The organism is Synechococcus sp. PCC 7502 (assembly GCF_000317085.1).
Taxonomy (GTDB): domain Bacteria; phylum Cyanobacteriota; class Cyanobacteriia; order Pseudanabaenales; family Pseudanabaenaceae; genus PCC-7502.
The window spans coordinates 3285449-3306509 of sequence record NC_019702.1 but is presented as its reverse complement, the minus strand read 5'-3'; the positions used below and the strand labels follow the sequence as shown (position 1 = coordinate 3306509).

Sequence of the window (21061 nt, the reverse complement as noted above, 5' to 3'; positions counted from 1 at the left end):
TTATGGGATGATATTCCTCAATATTCTTAACAGGTATTCTTAACAAGTATAAATACACTAAACCGTAGGACAGCAAAATCGATGGGTATGGATCAGGATGAAACGGTGGTAGGACATAGCCCTAAAGGAGAAATGAGAAGGTTAAAAGCAGCGATCGCTCTGGGGCTAATCTACGGTACGGTTTTTCTGCTGCATCTATCATCTTGGGGTTTAGAAGTAGTTATGGTCGTACTGGGAATTTTAACCATCCATGCTCTACGGTTACTGCTTACAAGTTCTTCAACTTCCACTTACGATCCGAGTACCGATCAGAACTATGATGAAAATAATCTTCCTGAATTACCTTTAGTTTCCCTTGTCGTTGCTGCCAAAAATGAAGAAGCAGTAATTAGCAAACTTGTTGAGGGTTTATGCCAAATTGACTATGAGTCTAACCGTTTGGAACTGTGGGTAGTTGATGATAATAGTAACGATCGCACACCTCTAATCCTAGAAAAATTACAGCAAAAATATCAACAACTAAAAGTCTTACGCAGGGGAGTCGATGCCCAAGGCGGTAAATCGGGCGCATTAAATCAAGTTCTACCTTTAACTACAGGAGAAATCATTGGTGTATTTGATGCCGATGCCCAAGTTCCAAAAAATCTCTTAACAGCTTTATTACCTTTATTTCACAAGCCTAAAATTGGGGCAGTCCAACTACGGAAAGCGATCGCCAACGCTGGGGATAACTTTTGGACAAGGGGACAGGCAGCAGAAATGGCTCTCGATATATTTTTTCAAAGACGCAGGAACAATATTAAAGGCATTGGCGAGCTTAGGGGTAACGGACAGTTTGTCAGGCGATCGGCGTTAATTAGCTGTGGGGGTTGGAACGAGCAGACTATTACCGATGACTTAGACCTCACCATCCGTCTTCATCTTGATCACTGGGATATAGGTTGTCTAACCCATCCTGCTGTTAACGAAGAAGGAGTATTAACCCTTAAACAACTGTGGCATCAACGCAATCGCTGGGCAGAGGGGGGATATCAAAGATATTTAGACTATTGGCAGCCAATTATACAAAATCAAATGGGGCTGAGTAAAACCTTTGATCTAGCTATATTTCTGCTGATTCAATACATTTTACCCACGGCAATAATTCCCGACCTTCTGGGGGCGATCGTCTTGCATAAAAGACCATTACTTACGCCAATTTTAGCGATGACGACAATTTTATCCACGATTGGTATGGCAGTGGGAGTGAAGCAATCCTATCGTTCTTCTCTATTTTCGACTCTAATCCAAACCCTGCGCGGTACCATTTATATGCTGCATTGGATTCCAGTCATGGTTAGTGTAACTTTGCGTATGTCAATTCGTCCTAAGCAACTGAAATGGGTAAAAACCATGCACCAAGGACTGGGAAATAGTTTGGGCTTAGATGAATTAGATAATGAGTTTAAGTCTGAGCATTAAGAAAATATTGGCGAAGTAATTATCTGTTTTGTTGAGTTATCTAAATTAATTGGCAAGATATTCTTTCTCCGCATCTGTAAACTCTTCAAACCTTTGGGATGCCAATATTTCAGGTGTAGCATCGGCAATATCGCTATTAGCTTTGATGCGATCGCCCAGTCTTTGGTTTAAGGTTTCGACATCAGCAGTACAGTAGATAATTTCCAGATTTATATTATGTGCCTTTGCCTGCTCAATCACGGCAGAACGTAAACCTTGGCGATCGTACTTAGCATCTAAAATCACTTGAAACCCTTTACTGGCTAACAAAATTCCTAAATTCAAGAGTTCAGCATAGGTGCGTTGGGTCATTTCAGGGGTATAAAGTTCACTATCTCCCCGTTGCATCAGGTCTATTCCTGCTAAATGCTTGCGGATGGCGTCGGAGCGTAGATGAATAAGATGAATAGCCTCAATTTTCTGTGCTAAGGCTCTAGCTGCAGTAGTTTTACCCGATCCAGATAAGCCCGACATCATAAATATTTTACCCACAGTGAGGAGGGTATATTGATACGCCAAGGTGTAATAGGCGGCGGCTTCCTGTTGGGCTTGAAGTTTAACTGATTCGGGAATATTTGGATCATCTAATAAAAAAGAAGTGACCTTAGCCCGAATATATGCCCGCATACTACAAAATAATGGCAGTAATACAGCACCTTTGTAGTCATTGGTAAGTTCTAGATAGGTATTTAAGAAAGCATTAGCTAAATCCTTTCGTCCTCGATACTGCAAATCCATTAATAAAAACGAGGCATCGTAGAGAACATCAGTATTCCGAAATGGCTCATTAAACTCAATGCAGTCAAAGATTTGAACTTTTTGATCAAATAAGCAAATATTTTTTAAGTGTAAGTCGCCGTGACATTCCCGAATTTTGCCCTGAGCAATGCGATCGCTAAATAAATCCGCATTATCAATAAAACATTGATCCGTATAAGCACGGGTTTGATCCAGTTGAGTTTGGGTTTGAGCTAAGCCCAGATATTTATCTGTACAAGCATAGTTATCATCCGCCACCGCCTTTAAGCCCGCCGCCGTCCCAAAGCTAGCAATATGATCATTGGTCTCTGCCGAAGCATGGAACTCAGCCAACTGTTTACCAATGTCCCTAACATGGTCTAGGGTTAATTTACCCTCTTCAAAGAGATTAATTAAAAGATTTTCTTGGGGAAATTGCACCATTTGAATGGCATATTCCACGGCATTATCAGGGTTTTCTGCAAACTTAAACCGATCCTGATCCGTGGTAATTGCTAAAACCTGTAAGTATAAATTAGGTGCCAAACGACGATTTAGCCTGAGTTCTTCTTGGCAAAAAAAATGGCGCTTCTCAAGGGTAGAAAAATCCAGAAACCCAAAATTCATCGGCTTTTTGACCTTATAGGCATACTTACCTGTTAACAATACAAAGGAAATATGAGTTTGAATAAGGGCGATCGGCTCTGTCACTGGATGCGGATAAAAATCCGATGAGAGCATCTGGGTAATTAGCGGTGGTAAAGTCATGAAGTGTTCTGGATGATTACTGATTACTTGATTAAAGATAGAAAAAGACTTTATAGCTCAGGATTAACTTGCATAATTTTTTTCCCTTAGGGACATTTGAGCCAAGGATTTTTGATCTAACTGACTTAAGGTCTCAGCAAAATCTTTTACACCCTTAAACTGGCGATATACCGATGCAAACCTGACATACGCAACTTCATTCACAGATTGTAACTGCTCAAGTACAGCCTCACCAATTTCCACACTAGAAACACTGCGATCGCTTTTTAATTGAATTTGTGCCTCGATCTCATCAATCATATTTTCTAAAATTTCCTGAGATACCCCAGTTTTTTCACAGGCTCTAATAATTCCCCTTAAAAGCTTAGAACGGTCAAAGGATTCTTGGGTACCATCACGCTTAACTACGACAATTGGCACAAATTCGATGCGCTCGTAAGTTGTAAATCTGCGCTGACATTTTAAGCATTCCCGCCTACGCCGAATACTTTTACCTTCCTCGGCGGAGCGAGATTCCAGCACCCGACTATCGGTATGTGTGCAAAAGGGACAAAGCATGAAGTCTCAAAGCACTTGTATGTGAGCTATTTAGTAAGCTCTGATCTTACCAGAATCCCTAGACCGTTTATGAGACTTAGCAAAATCAGTAATATTTAATCAACGGTAAGTCTCATAATAAGAATTTAATCTCATTCAGATAAACTAAGTCCATAAAATTTTGCAACCCTCACATTTTTGATTAGGTAGCTTATGTCAATAATTGGTGTGCTTCAAGAAATATCTACCCCAACCTTAGATGCTCTGTTAGAAGATCCCTCATTAGTCGAGGAATTTATTGCGGGAGATAGCCCATTAGATGTAGAAGCAGAAAGATTAGATTTAGATCAGTATTTTTCTGACTTAACATACTTACTTGCTGGTTATAACCCTGACTATATTTCCTATGAGGCAACAACATTTCCTGAGCTTAAAGCAAATCATGAGTTGATGGAATTATCAGAGAATAAGGACTTTATCCCATTTACCGTAATTGCAAAATCAAAATGGGATGGTTTGCCATTGGTTAATGCTTTTGGGGCTGGCATTGAAATTGGTGATGAAATGGGGTACGGCAAAGCAAGATATATTTCTGCCGAGCAGGTCAAAGAGATGTCCGAGGGATTATTTACTCTTGGACAGGAAGGCTTTGAAACAAGATTGAACCGAGCATCTGAGAACGAAGATCTACCATTTGACCTAGCTAAAGATATTCAAGAGTTTTTAATTGAATATTTTGGAGAAATGTTGGACTACTACCAAAATGCCGCAAGCCGAGGTAGTGCTATGTTACTTTACCTAACCTAAGAATTTTATAAAATTAATTGTAATCTTAAGAAATATAGGTTATATTATGAATGTGTGAGGAAACAATAGAGAAGAGCCAAAGCGAAACACGGAAAGCTACTGGCTCTTTTTTATTTGCATGGCAATAGCGGTTAAAATAAAACTATACTCTTTAGTCTATGCTGCCGTAACTCTATGCCCAGATATACAGGAATTTCTAGTGAAGCATTTAGGCATCCCCTCGATCGCCAAGCTGAACAGTCCCTACGCAGTGTCCCCGGCTTTGATTTAGTTGCAACCAAGTTTATTGAATTTCTCTACGAACGCCCTCAACTCATTTATCACACAGGCAACAGTATTCAAGTTGGAGCTAGACAATATTCCACGATTTACAGCATATTTCGTGAAAGCACCTCAGACCTTGATGTCTCCCCTGAGCCAATTTTATTTGTATCCCAAAATCCCAATGCCAATGCTTACTCGATGGGGCAGGAACACCCTTATATTGTCATTAATTCGGGACTCCTAGACCTTTTAACTGAGGATGAATTACGGGTAGCGATCGCCCATGAGTTGGGACATATTAAGTGTGGGCATACTATACTCAGTCAGATGGCAATGTGGGCAATGAGTGTCGCTTCTGCCATTAGTGAAATGACCTTTGGTTTGGGTAGTGTTGTCAGTAGTGGGTTGATCTATGCTTTTTATGAATGGCGACGTAAGGCTGAACTGTCCTGCGATCGGGCTGCCCTATTAGCTACTGATGACCTCGATCTAGTTATGACCTGCATGATGAAGGTGTCTGGCGGCAGTAAGGCATATATGCATGAATTAAGTCTGCCAGAGTTTATTCGTCAATCCCAGTCCTATCAAGAATTGGATCGGGAAAATCTCAACCAAGCTTACAAGTTTTTACTTTACAACGGTGGAATTAACTCGGGAGCAATGATGAGCCATCCTTTTCCTGTCGATCGCATCCATTACTTACAAGAATGGGCTAAATCGGAAGAGTACCGCCAAATTAAGCTGGGAAATTATAAATACTCAAATGCTTCAGGTGCTGTAGATGTCGATCCGCCAGAGAGTGAAGCCGATCGACTGCGCCGCCAAATTGAAGAACTGCAAACCCAAATTAATAATATTCAAAGCAAGTAACTGCATTTGATATATCGTCACAAAGTCTGGCAAAAATGATACATTGAAATCCGCTTCATTATTTTTGTATTAATCTTATATCTTAAACACGGCATGGCTTCTGTGCGCTTATCGGGTGTATCCAAAACCTTTGGCTCAACTCAGGTTTTACGAGATATTGATTTAACCATAGCCGATCGCGAATTTATGGTTTTAGTTGGTCCTTCGGGTTGTGGGAAAAGCACTTTACTACGCTTAATTGCAGGCTTAGAAGCCCTTTCGGCAGGGGCAATTTACCTAGGCGATCGCCAAATTGATCAACTGCCTCCCAAATCCCGTGATATGGCAATGGTATTTCAAAGCTATGCCCTCTATCCCCACATGAGCGTTTTTAACAATATTGCCTTTGGGTTGCGGCGGCAGGATAGTAATTTCTTGAAGCAAAGATTTAATCGAGCATATAATCAGGCAATTTTCGATCGCGTAGAACAGGTGGCGAAATCTTTACAAATTCAAAATCTATTACACCGTAAACCCGCAGAACTTTCGGGAGGACAAAAGCAACGCGTAGCTCTAGGTCGAGCGATCGCCCGTAATCCCCAAGTATTTTTAATGGATGAGCCGTTATCAAATTTAGATGCCCAACTCCGCAGCGAAACCCGTAGCCAATTGGTTCAACTGCAAAATGAGTTGCAAACCACTACGATCTACGTCACCCACGATCAGACCGAAGCCATGACTATGGGTAGTCGCATTGTGGTATTGAAATCTGGAAAAATTCAACAGGTGGATACGCCCATTAATATCTATCGCCATCCCAATAATATATTTGTGGCAGGTTTTATCGGTTCGCCATCTATGAATTTTCTCCCCGTTGTCGCTGAGGATAATTCTTTAAAGGGACAGTACCTAAATACCTCCTTGCCTTGGCGCACATCCCATCAAATTCCATCGGAGCAGCACCTAATTCTAGGCTTTCGTCCCGAGCATATTCAACCTGCTAGTTCTGCCTCTGCCCATCTTTCAGGTCGGGTAAAGTTAATTGAGTCCTTGGGGTCTGAGACCAATGTCATTGTTGATATTCAGGGTTTATTAATCAATGCCAAAACTAGCCCAGACTTAGCATTTAGCATTGGTGAACTGACCCACTGGCAGTTGGATTTGCAGAAGTTTCATGTATTTGACGGGGAATCGGAAATGCGCTTACCAGAGCTTAGGTAGGAATTTAGGGAGAAATGTGATTAGAAATTTGTAACAATTGCAGCAAGCGATCGAAATTAAAATGTTTCGCCATCATTTCTTGGATACAGTTAACTTTTACCCCCTCATGTAAGCGTACCTGTCCTAAGGATTTCTCAATAATTGCCACCGTAGTTAGGGTGTCTTTGGTTACCGCTAAAATCGGCACTTCAATTTCCTTAGCTCTTTGTAAAACATCGGGATGAACACTTAGGTAGTTACCAGTTAAAATCAAGCAATTGGTGGAAGTTCCCAAGGCGGCTAATTGAATATCTAGGCGGTTGGCTCCAGTGACCACAGCCTTATGGAAAGATTTACTGAAATATATTTGGGCAGAGTTAACATCCATTGCGCCAATTTTTAGGTCTTCTACCATAATTTCCGATAAACTAACATCGGGCTGGTACAAAATTGTGGCATCGAGTTGGGCAACTAATTCATCGACACTTACACTTCTAAGAATTAAGTTTTCGGGCATCATTGCCAGCACAGGAATACCCAAAGACTCTAAATAGGGTAATAAAATTTCTAGGGCAGTTTCTAGTTGAACTTCAGGAATATCATTAATTACAACTCCTAGTAAGCGATCGCCCAGTCGGGATTTTGCTACTAACAGGCGATCGGCAACTAGTAAATCTTCAAATCTTGATACTAGTAGAATTGGTGCATCTAAACACTCAGCAATTTGCGGTAAAGATAAACCAAACATGGCACCTTCTTCGGGATTGCCCGGAGCCTCAACTAAAACTAATTCGCCATTGGTATTTTCTAAATATTCAGCTAATTTTTGCGTGTAATCGGTGGTGTTCTGCTCTAATAACCGTTGTTGAATTGAAGCTTTGTCCAAATTTAGTAGGGTTGGTCGCACCAAACCATGATCTAAACCTAGGGTTTGGGTAATAAACTCAACATCAGCATCAAGACTGATAGATGACTCAGGAACTGTACGAGAGGTAAATGTGCCTAAGGGTTTTGCATATCCTACCTTCATTCCCCTCGCTTGCAGATGGATTCCTAGCCCTAAAACTGTTGCTGATTTTCCACTGGAAGCTCTAGTTGAGCCGACTAGCAAATATTTGGACACTTTATCTTTTTAGCTGTTAATTTATAGTCGATATTTTAGCTGATAACTCTTTGAATGCAAGAAAATTCAATTATTGGCGATCGATACCTTTAGTTTCAAATTTTTTAATCAGAACGTTAACTAAAGTATAAATTCCTATGCCCCACAATAGACTGTTAGCGATAAATACCAGCCAGCCTGTAACTCCATTGACTAAGATGCGTGGAAATTCTGGTAATAAGGTTAAGGATACCAACGGAAAATTTAGAATATTCAAGCCAATATCAGCAAATTGCTCTGTTTTTATGGCGGGGATACCTGTGTCAAATCTTGCCATACTTAATCCAAATGACCAGATTAATAAACCACTTGAACTGACAAAATGGACTAGGCTAAGCATTGAACTAACTAACCTTTGTATTAAACAATTCCATTTTTGCTATAACGAAAGTCGTTCTACTGATAGTACGCATTGGTAACCAAATAAGCTCGTTAGCTTTATTTTAGATTGTGCTGAATCTGGAACTAAGGCAGTTTCTTTTGGTGGTGGCGAGCCTTTAGAGTATGCAGGTTTATTTGAGGTTTTGGAGAGCTTACAAGGAGTATTATTTTGTCGCTTACAACTAACGGATTACATTTAGTCGGTGATACTTTAGACCGATTAGTTACTGCCCATCCTGATAAGGTTCACATCTCAATTCACTTTCCAGAACAAACTCAAGAATTAATGTGGGTGAGAGATCAGGTAATGCAATTAGAAGCATTAGGGATTCTTAAGCCAGAGCTAGACTTTGGTTAAAATTCGGGGGTTAAAAAATGGGAATTTAGTTCGAGATCAAAAAATATCAAAAGGTATCCAAAAGTACTGAAGCATCACCATAAATCAGATGTTCATACCCTAAGATACTGGAAATAGATGGTTTAGTCCCGAACTAAGTTTAGGTTTATTTATAATCCACCGGGCAAACCCAATCCACCTGTCAGTTTTTCCATCCGATCTTTCATGGTTGTAGAGGAAAGAGTATATGCTTCTTGCAAGGCAGCTAAAACTAGGTCAGATAAAATTTCAGCCCCACCTGCAAGGGCAGCAGGATCAATTTCTACATCATGGGGTTCTTGGTTGCCGCTAATAGTTACTTTAACCAACCCATTGCTAGATTGCCCAGTAATCCGCATTACCTCTAGTTCTTCCTGTAGTGCCTTTGCACCTTGCTCAATTTCCTTTGCTTTTTGAACGGCTTGCTGGATTTCTTTTAGTTTGCCTAGCCCAAATCCAAATCCTTGTCCTGACATAGTTAGTATTTTTATTAATTATTACCAAATTAATATTACCTTGATTTACTATAGATTTACTTGAATTGATCTTCCCCATGAAAAGCACTAGGCTCTCAAGTAAAACTGTTAATTTCTCCTGCTGCAATTTACTCAAATAGGTATTTAGGGCGATCTCCAAGTGCATGATGTCCCTCCAGTGCATAGATAAAGATCACCGTATCTAAACCCACTTTTTTGCCACGCAGATTGCCTAATTGCGCCATGATTCTCGTAAGCCACAGCTTCTTCATCTGCCCAAAGCTTTACTGCTGTACCTGAGCAATCTGTGTATGTAAAATTTTAATTGCCTGTACTTCATCCTGAATTGGCTTTAATACCATCCCTAACTCTGAAATCCGTCTGATCGGGTATTGTCTATTGGGGCTGTAGTTTTTTGGCTAGTTTAAATTATGCTATGGGTATCTCTGCAAATAGTTAAAAGCCCATGAACATGGCAAATTACCCCTTTAACCCATCACAGTTCACTCCATTTCAGGTCGTTAGTAAACCCATTACCGATAACTGGCGGATATGGCTGGCAGAAAATAAATTACTGGGGTCTAGTGATGAACATTTAGTGGCGGAGATGAGCCGATTTGGGTTTAATGCCCAAGCTGTAAAGGCTGAACTGGCAACAATTGCGGCAAGCCCCTACTTTCAAGCAGGTCAAAACCTAGCACAACTTTTGCGTAAACTGGAATCCCATTGTCAAGTACAAACTGCCTTAGCCGCTTTGTCTCCCCAGTCTGCCCTGACTATTGATCGACATCCTCAACTTTCACAGGCGGAATTTTTTGAGAATTACTATGTGTGCCATCGCCCTGTAATTCTGACGGAGGCAACTAAAAATTGGCAGGCACTAAACCTATGGACACCTGAGTTTTTGCGATCGCAGTATGGACATATCGCCGTGGAAATTCAAGCTAACCGTTTGGCAAATCGTCGTTATGAAATTGATGTAGATGCTCATCGCCACAGCATAACCTTAGGGGAGTTTGTGGATATGTTGGCGGCAAATACCAATGATTACTACATGGTGGCTAATAATGGAAACTTGTCTAAAACCGAGTTGCGATCGCTACTAAATGACATTGAGATGTTTCCAGAGTACTTGGATCGTACTAAGGCTGAAAATGCTGCTTTCTTTTGGCTCGGTCCTGCTGGCACGGTTACGCCACTGCACCATGATGCCTGTAATCTTTTATTTGTGCAGATTTATGGGCGTAAGACCTGGAAGATTATCCCACCGTTCAACACACCTTATCTATATAACTATGAAGGAGTTTTTAGTGAAGTGGATTGTGAACAACCTGACTATGCTAAGTATCCGCTATTTAAGAATGTTTGTATGACTGAAGTAACCCTGGAGCCGGGTGAAGCAATTTTTATCCCCGCAGGCTGGTGGCATCATGTGCGTTCCTTAGATGTTAGTATCTCTTTATCCTTTACGAACTTTCTCTTTCCCAACGAATATACTTGGAACTATCCCCAAATCCGTCGCTAGAATATATTGCTTATGTCCAAACTTGGTAAACGTCCTAAAGCTTTAATTGCGATCGTTTCTTACAAATCCTTTACCGCCACCTTATTTGCCACTGCATCTTTGGGAATATTCCTTGCAGCTAAAAATTATGAGGGTTTAGAAAATTTGGCTGATTCCTTGGCTTTATCGGGCAAGCGGGGAATTATTGCTTGGGTGTTGGAAAAAATCTTGAATTTTGAACCTAGAAACTTAAAATTTAGTGCGATCGCCTTAGCAGTTTACAGTGGAGTCACAGCCATTGAAGCGGTCGGGCTGTGGTATGAAAAAGCTTGGGCAAGGTGGCTAGTGGTTGGGGTGGTGGGCATTAGTATCCCTCCCGAAATATTTGAATTATGGCATGGGGTATCGATCTTAAAGTTAGTGGTTTTTATCCTGAATTTAGGAATTTTGTGGTATCTCATCCGTGAATTTCCTAAAGAGCAGCCTCAAGAACAGAGTCAAGGCAAATCCGAGAAACCTAATGAATTGGCTGAAGATTAATTAAATTACCTTTATCCGTCACTAAGTTTTTTGATTGGTTTGACTGTACTGTTTTAACTATCTCCTAGGGTAAATAAAATTTTATTAGCGATCGCATCTATCCAATTTTCATCTTGTTTTGTATAACTGCGGGGAGCATTGGCACCTAAAATAATCAGCCCTTGATCGCCTAGGGGTTGAATAATCAAGCCTTGGGTATTTTCAGGCAGGTAATCAAATTCAATTCTGCCCGGATAAAGAGCTAGTTTCACCAGATATACAGGTTTTTGGGTTTTTAGTACCCGTTGAGCGATCGCTCCTAATTTCACTTCTTTATTACGGTGATATATCCCTCGTTTTAATAGAACTTTATCTTTGTACCAAACTATCATCACTTTGGTCGTGGTATTGGTTAGGAGGGTATGGGAAGCCCAAGCTAGTTCGGCTTTGACAGATGGCGTTAAATCACTATCAAATTCTAGTCCTTCTTCTCCTTCTAAAACTACAGCTTCAGGAATTTTAGGCTGTACCTGTTGCCATAGTAGCGTTACTAAAATTAGTATGGCACTTTCAATGATGGCTAAGGCATCGGAACGAGATTGAGATGCAGTCAAGGATGGAGTTAAAAACCGATTGAAGATTAATCCCAAACCTCCTAAAATCCCCACTGCCATTGGTAGAAATCGCAACATTCTGATCTAAAAGATAAATAATTTGAAAGATAAAAAAGATAAATTTAAGATTCAGCCTAGCAAAAATAAACAGAATCCTGCCAAACACTATAGGAACTATGCCAGCAAATTCCAGCACTCACGGGCAATTTCCCAATCCTCTTGGGTATGAATTACAAGAACTCGCACCGTAGATTCTGGAGTAGATATATCCTGATCCACAGGCGATCGCAGGTTTTTTTCTAAGTCGATTTCTAAGCCCAAAAAAGCAAATGCCTTACAGGTGGCTTCTCGAATTAATGGCGAATTTTCCCCTACCCCCGCCGTAAAAATTAAGACATCCAGTCCCTCCAGACTAGCAAGCATGGCTCCGATCGCTGATCTCAACCGATGAATGTAAATATCCATAGCTAATTTAGCCCGTTCATTCCCTTGGGCGATCGCTTCGATAATTTGGCGCATATCCCCAGAAATACCAGAAATACCGAGTAAGCCTGAACCTTTATTTAGTAGCTGTTCTAGCTGGTCTAAGTTGTAATTGCCAGCGCGTAGTAAGTAGATTAAAATGCCCGGATCAATGGAGCCAGAACGAGTCCCCATCATTAAACCTTCTAGGGGAGTAAAGCCCATAGTCGTATCAAAACTTTTACCCACTTTGACCGCTGCCAGAGAACAGCCATTCCCCAAGTGACAGTTAATCAAACGTAAGTCTTTAAGATTGCGATCGAGAATTTGGGCAGCCCGATTTACACAATACTCATGACTAATGCCATGAAATCCATAGCGACGAATACCTTGCTTTGTCCAATTATAATCACCTGAATAAATATAGGCAGGAGGCGGCAAATGACTATGAAAGGCTGTATCAAACACTGCTACTTGGGATACATCTCCGAAAATTTGCTCAATGGCGGTAATCCCTTCTAGGTTAATCGGATTGTGGATTGGGGCAAAACTGGCAAGGCGGGCGATCGCAGCTTTAACCTCAGATGTAATCACCACACTATTTTGATAATCTTGCCCACCATGTACAACCCGATGCCCAACCACACTAATGTCCCTAGGACTATCAATTACTTGATGTACCCCCTGCCACAGAGTCTCCAGCATGGCGATCGTATCATTCAAACGAGATGTGGAAACCCATGATTGCTGTTGTGTCTCACCGCCTTTAGTTTTAACCTTAAGTTCTGCCTTACCTTGCTGATGCGTCCAGTCAATTTGTGCCTCCCACACAGGTGTAATCGGATGGGGCAACATTTCGGTAATCTCGTAGAGACAACTCTTTTGACTGCTAGAGCCAGAATTTAGAATCAAAATTTTCATATATAACTTCTGAGTGAACCGCCACAGGAGGAGCTATCAAACTAGCTAAAATAATAAAATGCCAAACTAACTAAAAACTAACTGAAGGGAAAAGCTAAAAAGCTGATAGATTTTGAATGAAAACTAGCCAAAAAATCTTCAAAGTGCTGAATCCTATCTTAATTGTAATAGTTCTAGGAATTGCTTATCTAGCGATCGCCTATTACAGTATGCTCAACTATGCTTTTAAGGAACATCCCACAGTAGCATTTACTCCGGGGGCTGAGTTTTTTTATAGTCGTCAAGCCGATGCAAATTCAGAACCCCAAACACCACCTTTTCGCTATGTGGTTCTGGGTGATAGTACCAGTGTGGGACAAGGAGCAAAGGTACAGGCTGATAACTATAGCTCTCAGTATGCTCAATTGGTTTTACTTAAAAAATATCCTGCGATCAAAATCTATAACTTGGCTGTGAGTGGTGCCAAAACTAAGGATGTATTGTCTAAACAAGTGCAAGCAGCGATCGCCTTGGAGCCAAATCTAATCATGCTGTCCATTGGTGCCAATGATGTGACTGGTTTAACCGGTGCCGAGGAGTTTCAGCGTAATTACACGATGATTTTGCAGCAACTTACACGAACCAACGCCAAAATTGTTTTGCTCAATATTCCAGCTTTTTCCACTAGTCCATTACTCTGGGAGCCCTATCGCTCTGCTGCCCATTATCAAGCGGGGAAGTTTAATCAAATTATTGAGGCGATCGCTGCCACGGAACCAAGTATCAGAGTTGTGGACATTTATCGTGGTACCGAACCAGATTTCCGCAGATTTCCTAAATTGAATTTTTCCCAAGATCATTTTCATCCTTCTTCGGCGGGCTATGCTGTATGGACAAGGGTAATTGCCCAAACCTTAAATTAGTCTAGTTTTTTGGGGCTGATTATTGAAACTAACTATTTAGGAGAACGGAACTCAATCGTGTCTCGCTTCACTGTCATCTCAAAATCACCAAAGAAATCATGTCCTAGTAACCCAATTTGCAAAGCTGGAATAATCCCCACCAGCACGTTTTGGGCAACAATTCCCTCTACTTCTATTCTCGGTACATAGCCTAAGGGTAATTCCACATTATTCGCACCCACGGTATTAACTAAAGTTTTTGCTACAGGAACTATGCCCAGAGCCTGAGCCATATCGGTGGTGATGATCGTACCGCTAGCTCCGGTATCAACGATCATTTCAAAAATGCGATTCCCAAATTTGACATCAATCACGGGAATACCATTGTCACGGCGTTTAATTTTGGCTTGAAATACGCCATTGGGGAGTTGTCTGATTTGCTTAGAATTTTGTGTGGGATTATTGTTAGTAATTGAATTCGGCGATCCACATAAACTTGAGAGACTTATGACCTTACCCGACGAGTTGACAATATAACAACCATCATCTTTAGGGAAGGGTTTAGCGATCGCTTGTTGAAATATACTCGAAATAAAAGTGAAAGTTAGAGTAGGAATTATGATACACAGACTAGATAAAGCTTTCATGGTGATTCCTCCAATGATAAATCTACAGCTAAATTCACAGATAAAACGGTAGTCTTTGCTGCGATCGGCATTCTCCAACCCGAACCAAAGGCGCGATCACTAATTTTTAAGACTGGGGCAGCTTGACGGCGTTTAAATTCGGCTCGATTCACCAAATTTACCACTCGCTTCACAGTTTGCGGATCATGTCCAGTTTTAATAATTTGCTTAGGAGCTAGGCGATCGCTAATTAACTTTTCTAAAATATCATCTAAGATTTCATAGGCTGGCAGAGAGTCTTGATCGACTTGATCGAGTTTAAGTTCGGCACTGGGGGGTTTGGTTAAAATATGCTGAGGAATTAACTCCTGATTTTGATTTAACCATGCACAGAGCTTATATACCCTTGTTTTCAGCACATCGCCAATTACCGCTAAGCCTCCATTCATATCCCCATAGAGGGTACAGTAACCCACGGACATCTCCGATTTATTACCCGTAGATAATAGTAAATGCCCAAACTTGTTAGAGACTGCCATCAGAATATTTCCCCGAATCCGAGATTGCAAGTTTTCTTCGGTAATATCTTGATCTTTACCTCTAAATATTTCTGTTAAAGCCTGATCAAAGGCTGACATCATTGGCGCAATGGGAATAATTTGGGTAGAGATTTGCAGATTTTTAGCCAATTCTAAAGCATCGGAAATAGAGTGATCAGAACTATAGGGTGAGGGCATTAAAATCCCCAAAACATTTTCCCGACCTAAGGCTGCCGTAGCGATCGCCCCAACTAAAGCAGAATCGACACCACCGCTTAACCCCAATACTGCCTGTTTAAAGCCACACTTATGCGCATAGTCCCGCACACCCAATACCAGAGCATTCCAGATTTCAGATTCCGTGGAGTGATCAAACTGATCAAATGGTTCGGGTTTTGGAGCTATTAGGGAATGTAAATCTTGAGCCTCGTAATCGATAATTAATAAATCCGACTTAAAGCCTAAGCCCCTAGCGATCACTTCTCCCTTTTGATTCAAAGCCGCACTATGCCCATCAAAAATTAGTTCATCATTTGCTCCCACTTGATTAGCATAAATAACAGGGAGATTATGGGCGATCGCACTGTGACTGAGCATGGATTCCCTTAACTGGGGTTTACCTATGGCGTAGGGTGAAGCGGAAAGATTAACTAATAAATCGACGGATTGGGCAGCCAGATCAGCTACGGGATCATCCGCATAAAATCGTTTACCCCAAAACTTGTAGTCGTTCCAAATATCTTCACAGATAGTCACGCCAATACGAAGGGGTTGCTCTAAAGTTTGATTTGGGGTTTGATCTAGGCTTTGGTTAAGAATAAAGGAATTACTGCGATCGCCGGGAGCAAAGTATCGATCCTCATCAAATACATCGTAGGTGGGTAATAGCCGTTTATGAAAAACCTGTTGAATTTTGCCATGGTGCAACAACGCCGCACTATTAAATAAAGGCTTACTGCCAGTAATAGGGGCATGGGGATTGACCTCTACGGTACCAACCAAAACCGCAACGGATGCAGGTAATGTCTCAGCTAATAATTGCAAAGCGATCGCTAATTCTTGAATAAATCCATCATGAATTAATAAATCTCGGGGTGGATAGCCACACAAGGACAGTTCTGGCGTAATTAATAAACTGACATTTTGCTCAAAACACTGATTCGCAGTCCTTAATATCTGTCTTGAGTTTTCTGCTAAGTCGCCGATAGTTGGATTAAGTTGAGCGATCGCAATTTTCATGTTCTCTGGATAACTTTCAGTATAGATAGTTTCACTGGGAATTAAAAAGGGGTTATTCACCCCAGTTTTAACCACACCCTTAGTTAACTAGCATATAGAATAACTCTCTGATGGCTTTAGAAATTACTTTAGATCGAACTAATTTAATCTCTTGGGTAAATTCCCCGCCCCTTGGGGCGGCTTTCGATTAACATTCAGGAATGAGTGAATATAGAGCCTATTTGACATCTAAACCATTGGCTGTAAGCCTTTCACCTTCTACGATCTTAACTTGTTTTAGCAATTGACCTATATTCCGTACCCTTTCCCTATTGGGTCGTGAAAAACGGGATGTCTGTGTGCCTTCTATATCAAGAAAAGATACCAAATAGCCTCTATACTCCATCTATTTGGAGAATGGGCTAGAGAAAGTAATGGAGTGCTAAAGTTACCTATCCCTTCAGCCCAAATTTTTAGAGGTCTTGGTATCGATCCCCAGCCAATTGAACATACTAGCTGCGATACTTGAAACAATGAAAATTGGTGGATGGATACTGAAGGAAATGAGTGAGAAGGACATCCATACAGATAATTGGTTAGCAAAAAGGGTTAAGCCATATCTTTTTATGGAGCGAGTATAATTTAAGAGTTGCCTTTTGAGTATTGTTTTTATGCCAGAATTCAAGCTAAATGCACCTTGGGAACCTACAGCTGATCAACCCAAAGCGATCGCCCAGCTATTAGAGGGTTTAAATTCTGGCAAACGCTTTCAAACATTATTGGGAGCAACGGGTACGGGCAAAACCATGACGATCGCCTCCACCATTGCCAAATACCAAAAACCCACCCTAGTTCTGGCACATAATAAAACCCTTGCAGCACAGCTTTGTAACGAGTTGAGGGAATTTTTTCCCGATAATGCGGTGGAATATTTTATTAGCTATTACGATTACTATCAACCAGAGGCATACATTCCTGTTAGCGATACCTATATCGAAAAAACCGCTTCTATTAATAACGAAATTGATATGTTGCGGCATTCTGCCACGCGATCGCTATTTGAACGTAAAGATGTGATTGTAGTTGCTTCCATCAGTTGCATCTATGGTTTAGGAATGCCAGAGGAATATCTGAAAGCATCGATTCCCCTCCGAGTAGGAACGACTTTCGATCCTAGGGAATTACTGAAAGACCTCACCGCAGTGCAGTACGAGCGCAACGATCTAGAGCTGGGTCGAGGTAAATTTCGGGTCAGAGGCGATATTATCGAAATTGGTCCTGCCTATGAAGATCGGATTATTCGAGTAGAATTTTTTGGGGATGAGATTGAAGCTATCCGTTATGTCGATCCGATTACGGGCGAAATTCTATTGAGTTTAGAAGGACTGAATATCTATCCCGCAAAGCACTTTGTCACCCCTGAAGATAGACTCCAAGAAGCGATCGCCAATATTAGAACAGAAATGGATGAACGCATTGATGAGCTTACGAAAGAGAATAAATTATTAGAAGCACAACGTCTAGAACAACGCACCCGTTACGACTTGGAACTCCTAAGTGAAGTTGGTTTTTGTAATGGAGTGGAAAACTATTCTCGGCATCTAGCTGGCAGAAATGCTGGCGATCCTCCATCCTGTTTAGTGGATTATTTCCCTTTAGACAACTGGCTCTTAGTTGTGGATGAATCCCATGTTTCGATTCCGCAATTACGAGGTATGTACAACGGCGATCAAGCAAGGAAGAAAGTTCTAATCGATCATGGCTTTAGGCTGCCCAGTGCGGCGGATAATCGTCCTTTGAAAAGTGATGAATTTCTCAGCAAAATCAATCAATGTATTTTCGTTTCTGCTACCCCCGGAGACTGGGAATTAGAAGTTTCCGAGCAGGTGGTGCAGCAGATCATTCGACCAACGGGCATTCTTGACCCAGAGGTATTTGTGCGTCCGATTGAAGGGCAGGTGGATGATTTACTGGGAGAAATTAAACTGCGGGTAAGCAAAAATGAACGGGTGCTGATTACTACTTTAACTAAACGCATGGCGGAGGATTTAACTACCTATTTCCAAGAGCGCAATATTAATGTTAAATATCTGCACTCTGATATTAAATCCATTGAACGGATTGAAATTTTACAAGGACTAAGGCAGGGAGAGTTTGATGTTTTAATCGGCGTTAATCTGCTCCGAGAAGGGCTGGATTTACCCGAAGTTTCCCTTGTGGCAATTTTAGATGCTGATAAAGAAGGTTTCTTACGTTCCAATCGTTCCCTAATTCAAACCATAGGTCGAGCCGCCCGTAATAGCAATGGACAGGTAATTATGTATGCCGATCGCCTGACTGAAAGTATGGAATATGCCATCAATGAAACTGCCCGCCGCCGTCAAATTCAACTGGAACATAACTTAAAACACGGTATTACACCCAAATCTATTATCAAAACCTCTAACAATGGCATTCTGGATTTCCTTTCAATTTCCCGCCGCTTAAACGAACAACAGGCAGAATATACCGTTAAATCCTTTGATAGTATTCCCCTAGATAGCATTCCAGAGCTAATTGAACAACTGCAAACCCAAATGCAAGTAGCAGCTAAAAAGCAGGAATTTGAACAGGCAGCCCAACTACGCGATCGCATTAAAAATTTGCGAAATCAACTTTTAGGTAACAAAACTAAGTAAGAAAACCTAACTAAAAATCTCCAAAAGGAAAAGACTGAAAAGCAATAACTCTGCGTGATTTAGATCGAGATGCAGGATTTAACAACGGTGTTGAAACCGTAGTCACTTCCCCTGATGTTTTCATTTTGGCGTGAATGATGACTACAGAGCCGCCATTAAGTATAGGAGTAGTCAAACTAAAGAAAGGGTAGGAATTCCAGAGATGGCGTTAACGTCGATGCCAGTTAGCTAGAAACCTCAAAACCTGAGGCGGTATAGCGATCGCCACCAAAGTGGAAAAATGAATTTGCCCAGATCGTAGGGATTGCCATAGTTTATGGGTATAGGTACGAATATCCTCAGATTGATTAAGCCACTTACTCCCCAGTAGTAAAAGCTCATAGGCACGGTACTCTAAACCTACAGCATTATAAATATCCCAATACTTCTCGGCAATTTGATACCAAGCCATAGGAGTGACAAGACGGCTATTACTACCTAAATACTTGCGCCAGATATAAATAGGTTCAGGAATATTTGTATATTTAACTCCAGAGGCGATCGCCCGCATCCAAAACTCCACATCATGTAAATCCTTGACCCCAAAATTAGGATCATAACCGCCTAAAGACTGCCATAGCGATCGCTTTAAAGGAGTAGTTCCCAACAGCTTCCAATTTGAACTTAAGGAAAGTCTCTTTGCCCGCAGCATTACCCCTAAAGAAATATCATCAGGATTAATTTTCATAATAGAGTTCGTCCGATCCAGTCTCATATAGCTACCATAGACAAAACTTAATTCCGAATCATTGGAAAATGCCTGACTAATTAGCTTTAAAGCGTCAACTGGCAAAATATCATCGGCATCTAACGGCACTAAAATTTCTCCCTTAGCCTCGGAAAACCCTGTATTTCTAGCCACAGAAGAACCGCCATTAACCTCTCGCCAAATCACGTTAATAGGGCATTTAAGCTCTTGATTTAGTTCATTAAGTTCTAAGTCTTGACAAACTGCGATCGTAGGTTGATCAGTAGAAGCATCATTAACAATAATTATTTCTTGGGGTAGTAGTGATTGGGATAAAACACTATTAACCGCTTCACGAATTAGCTCACCTTCACGATAACAAGTAATTATGATGCTGATATTACCCATGGGTATTTGCAAATAGTTTGTACCTAATACTGAGGGGTAAAAATCTTAAACCAGTAATTATCAGAATTGATACATACTTCTTTAAAAACATGACAATTCCCCAGACTGAATATGCCTCCCAATTTAGTTTTAGCCAAACTCGCCAACTGAGACCAGATTGCGGTACAAACACTAATTTGAGAATATCTAAGGCTTTACCTTCTCCTAATAACCATTTTTGAGGATAAAGTTTTGATGCCCCAGCGATACTATGTACTCGACTTCTGGTATCAACATAAATTAAAAATCCTGTTTTTTGGGCAAGGATTAAATAAAGAGAATCACCACCATAATGGGGAGTAATTCTTAAATCAGGATAGCCGATTTTCTCAATTACAGAACGAGGCAAACAAACAATATTTCCACTCAGTAAATCGCAAGGTACAACCATATTTGCAGGAGGATTAATGAACCGGTATCCTTGCCATGTCTTAACTTTGCCGCCAAACACGATTAAATTAGGGTTTTCGGGTTCAACTCCTTGACATCCTACAATTACATCTTGATGTGTCTGAGCAAAGGTAACTAAATTATCAATAGTGCCTATACAATGCTGACAATCATCATTCAGCCAGATCAAGTATTCAGCTCCATGTTCGTAGGCATATTGCATTCCTAGAGTGATCGCCCCAGTCCACCACAAATTCCCATCTCCACTTAAAAGAATGACCTCAGGATAAAGCAATCGGATTGCCTCTGTTGAGCCATCACTAGAACCATCATCTACGATCACTATTTGATATTTTTGCAAATCTCCGTTAACCCGCAAATTTTCCAAACAAGCAAGGCTAAGATGCTTACGATTATGAATGGGGATAATTATATAAACGTTCGCTGTATTCATATTGAGGTTTGAGGACTACTAGG

The 21061-nt window shown here is 40.9% G+C and carries 21 protein-coding genes; 9 read left to right on the top strand and 12 right to left on the bottom strand.

Features of this window, described 5'->3' with window-relative positions; translation table 11 throughout:
- Nucleotides 1-87 precede the first annotated feature (87 nt).
- Entirely contained in the window at nt 88-1461 is a 1374-nt protein-coding gene (locus SYN7502_RS16545) for a glycosyltransferase family 2 protein (RefSeq protein WP_041430282.1), read from the top strand.
- A gap of 45 nt (nt 1462-1506) precedes the next feature.
- Here SYN7502_RS16545 and SYN7502_RS16540 read toward each other — a convergent pair whose 3' ends face one another.
- Nucleotides 1507-3006, bottom strand: coding sequence for a bifunctional aminoglycoside phosphotransferase/ATP-binding protein (locus tag SYN7502_RS16540; RefSeq protein WP_015169872.1), 1500 nt, complete (start codon nt 3004-3006; stop codon nt 1507-1509).
- A gap of 63 nt (nt 3007-3069) precedes the next feature.
- Nucleotides 3070-3564 carry a transcriptional regulator NrdR gene (gene nrdR, locus SYN7502_RS16535; protein ID WP_015169871.1) on the bottom strand — a complete coding sequence of 165 codons (495 nt, stop codon included), beginning with the start codon at nt 3562-3564 and terminating at the stop codon, nt 3070-3072.
- 192 nt (nt 3565-3756) lie between these two features.
- Between nrdR and SYN7502_RS16530 the strand changes: the two genes are divergently transcribed.
- The 3 genes from SYN7502_RS16530 (at nt 3757) to SYN7502_RS16520 (ending at nt 6684) form a co-directional block, all read left to right on the top strand.
- Nucleotides 3757-4350 (top strand): DUF1877 family protein, encoded by a 594-nt coding sequence (locus SYN7502_RS16530; RefSeq protein ID WP_015169870.1) that lies wholly within the window; start codon nt 3757-3759, stop codon nt 4348-4350.
- A gap of 174 nt (nt 4351-4524) precedes the next feature.
- Nucleotides 4525-5484: a M48 family metallopeptidase gene (locus tag SYN7502_RS16525; protein WP_015169869.1), complete on the top strand. Its 960-nt coding sequence runs from the start codon at nt 4525-4527 to the stop codon at nt 5482-5484.
- A 93-nt stretch (nt 5485-5577) separates the two neighbouring features.
- Entirely contained in the window at nt 5578-6684 is a 1107-nt protein-coding gene (locus SYN7502_RS16520; RefSeq protein ID WP_015169868.1) for an ABC transporter ATP-binding protein, read from the top strand.
- A 4-nt stretch (nt 6685-6688) separates the two neighbouring features.
- Here the strand turns inward: SYN7502_RS16520 and SYN7502_RS16515 are convergent, their stop codons facing one another.
- Both SYN7502_RS16515 and SYN7502_RS16510 read right to left on the bottom strand, forming a co-directional pair.
- On the bottom strand, nt 6689-7786 hold the full coding sequence (locus tag SYN7502_RS16515) for a phosphotransacetylase family protein (protein ID WP_015169867.1): 1098 nt from the start codon (nt 7784-7786) through the stop codon (nt 6689-6691).
- A gap of 70 nt (nt 7787-7856) precedes the next feature.
- A complete protein-coding gene (locus tag SYN7502_RS16510; RefSeq protein ID WP_015169866.1) occupies nt 7857-8165 on the bottom strand; it encodes a hypothetical protein in 309 nt (102 codons plus the stop codon).
- Between the two features lie 210 nt (nt 8166-8375).
- Here SYN7502_RS16510 and SYN7502_RS18495 point away from each other — a divergent pair, with 210 nt between their 5' ends.
- Nucleotides 8376-8564: a hypothetical protein gene (locus SYN7502_RS18495; RefSeq protein ID WP_051023652.1), complete on the top strand. Its 189-nt coding sequence runs from the start codon at nt 8376-8378 to the stop codon at nt 8562-8564.
- A 149-nt stretch (nt 8565-8713) separates the two neighbouring features.
- On the opposite strand, the gene SYN7502_RS16500 is transcribed toward SYN7502_RS18495, so the two are convergent.
- Together SYN7502_RS16500 and SYN7502_RS20760 are read right to left on the bottom strand one after the other, a co-directional pair.
- Nucleotides 8714-9058, bottom strand: a complete 345-nt coding sequence (locus SYN7502_RS16500; protein WP_015169865.1) for a YbaB/EbfC family nucleoid-associated protein — start codon at nt 9056-9058, stop codon at nt 8714-8716.
- A gap of 128 nt (nt 9059-9186) precedes the next feature.
- Entirely contained in the window at nt 9187-9330 is a 144-nt protein-coding gene (locus tag SYN7502_RS20760) for a hypothetical protein (RefSeq protein WP_210391306.1), read from the bottom strand.
- A 200-nt stretch (nt 9331-9530) separates the two neighbouring features.
- Between SYN7502_RS20760 and SYN7502_RS16495 the strand changes: the two genes are divergently transcribed.
- A complete protein-coding gene (locus tag SYN7502_RS16495; protein WP_246828941.1) occupies nt 9531-10583 on the top strand; it encodes a cupin-like domain-containing protein in 1053 nt (350 codons plus the stop codon).
- Nucleotides 10584-10595: 12 nt separating this feature from the next.
- Nucleotides 10596-11102: a DUF2127 domain-containing protein gene (locus tag SYN7502_RS16490; protein WP_015169862.1), complete on the top strand. Its 507-nt coding sequence runs from the start codon at nt 10596-10598 to the stop codon at nt 11100-11102.
- Between the two features lie 53 nt (nt 11103-11155).
- Here the strand turns inward: SYN7502_RS16490 and SYN7502_RS16485 are convergent, their stop codons facing one another.
- The gene (locus SYN7502_RS16485) at nt 11156-11773 is read right to left on the bottom strand and encodes a cofactor assembly of complex C subunit B (RefSeq protein WP_015169861.1); all 618 of its coding nucleotides are present in this window, start codon (nt 11771-11773) and stop codon (nt 11156-11158) included.
- Between the two features lie 96 nt (nt 11774-11869).
- Nucleotides 11870-13078: an acetate/propionate family kinase gene (locus SYN7502_RS16480; protein ID WP_015169860.1), complete on the bottom strand. Its 1209-nt coding sequence runs from the start codon at nt 13076-13078 to the stop codon at nt 11870-11872.
- Between the two features lie 116 nt (nt 13079-13194).
- On the opposite strand from SYN7502_RS16480, the gene SYN7502_RS16475 reads away from it, so the two are divergent.
- Entirely contained in the window at nt 13195-13980 is a 786-nt protein-coding gene (locus tag SYN7502_RS16475; protein ID WP_015169859.1) for an SGNH/GDSL hydrolase family protein, read from the top strand.
- Between the two features lie 32 nt (nt 13981-14012).
- Here SYN7502_RS16475 and SYN7502_RS16470 read toward each other — a convergent pair whose 3' ends face one another.
- Both SYN7502_RS16470 and SYN7502_RS16465 read right to left on the bottom strand, forming a co-directional pair.
- Nucleotides 14013-14606: a retropepsin-like aspartic protease family protein gene (locus SYN7502_RS16470; RefSeq protein ID WP_015169858.1), complete on the bottom strand. Its 594-nt coding sequence runs from the start codon at nt 14604-14606 to the stop codon at nt 14013-14015.
- Entirely contained in the window at nt 14603-16363 is a 1761-nt protein-coding gene (locus tag SYN7502_RS16465) for an NAD+ synthase (RefSeq protein ID WP_015169857.1), read from the bottom strand. The genes SYN7502_RS16470 and SYN7502_RS16465 overlap by 4 nt, the downstream gene beginning before the upstream one ends.
- Nucleotides 16364-17013: 650 nt before the next feature.
- On the opposite strand from SYN7502_RS16465, the gene uvrB reads away from it, so the two are divergent.
- On the top strand, nt 17014-19020 hold the full coding sequence (gene uvrB, locus SYN7502_RS16460) for an excinuclease ABC subunit UvrB (protein ID WP_015169856.1): 2007 nt from the start codon (nt 17014-17016) through the stop codon (nt 19018-19020).
- Between the two features lie 208 nt (nt 19021-19228).
- Here uvrB and SYN7502_RS16455 read toward each other — a convergent pair whose 3' ends face one another.
- Both SYN7502_RS16455 and SYN7502_RS16450 read right to left on the bottom strand, forming a co-directional pair.
- Entirely contained in the window at nt 19229-20155 is a 927-nt protein-coding gene (locus SYN7502_RS16455; protein ID WP_015169855.1) for a glycosyltransferase family 2 protein, read from the bottom strand.
- The gene (locus tag SYN7502_RS16450; protein WP_015169854.1) at nt 20148-21038 is read right to left on the bottom strand and encodes a glycosyltransferase family 2 protein; all 891 of its coding nucleotides are present in this window, start codon (nt 21036-21038) and stop codon (nt 20148-20150) included. The genes SYN7502_RS16455 and SYN7502_RS16450 overlap by 8 nt, the downstream gene beginning before the upstream one ends.
- Between the last annotated feature and the right edge of the window lie 23 nt (nt 21039-21061).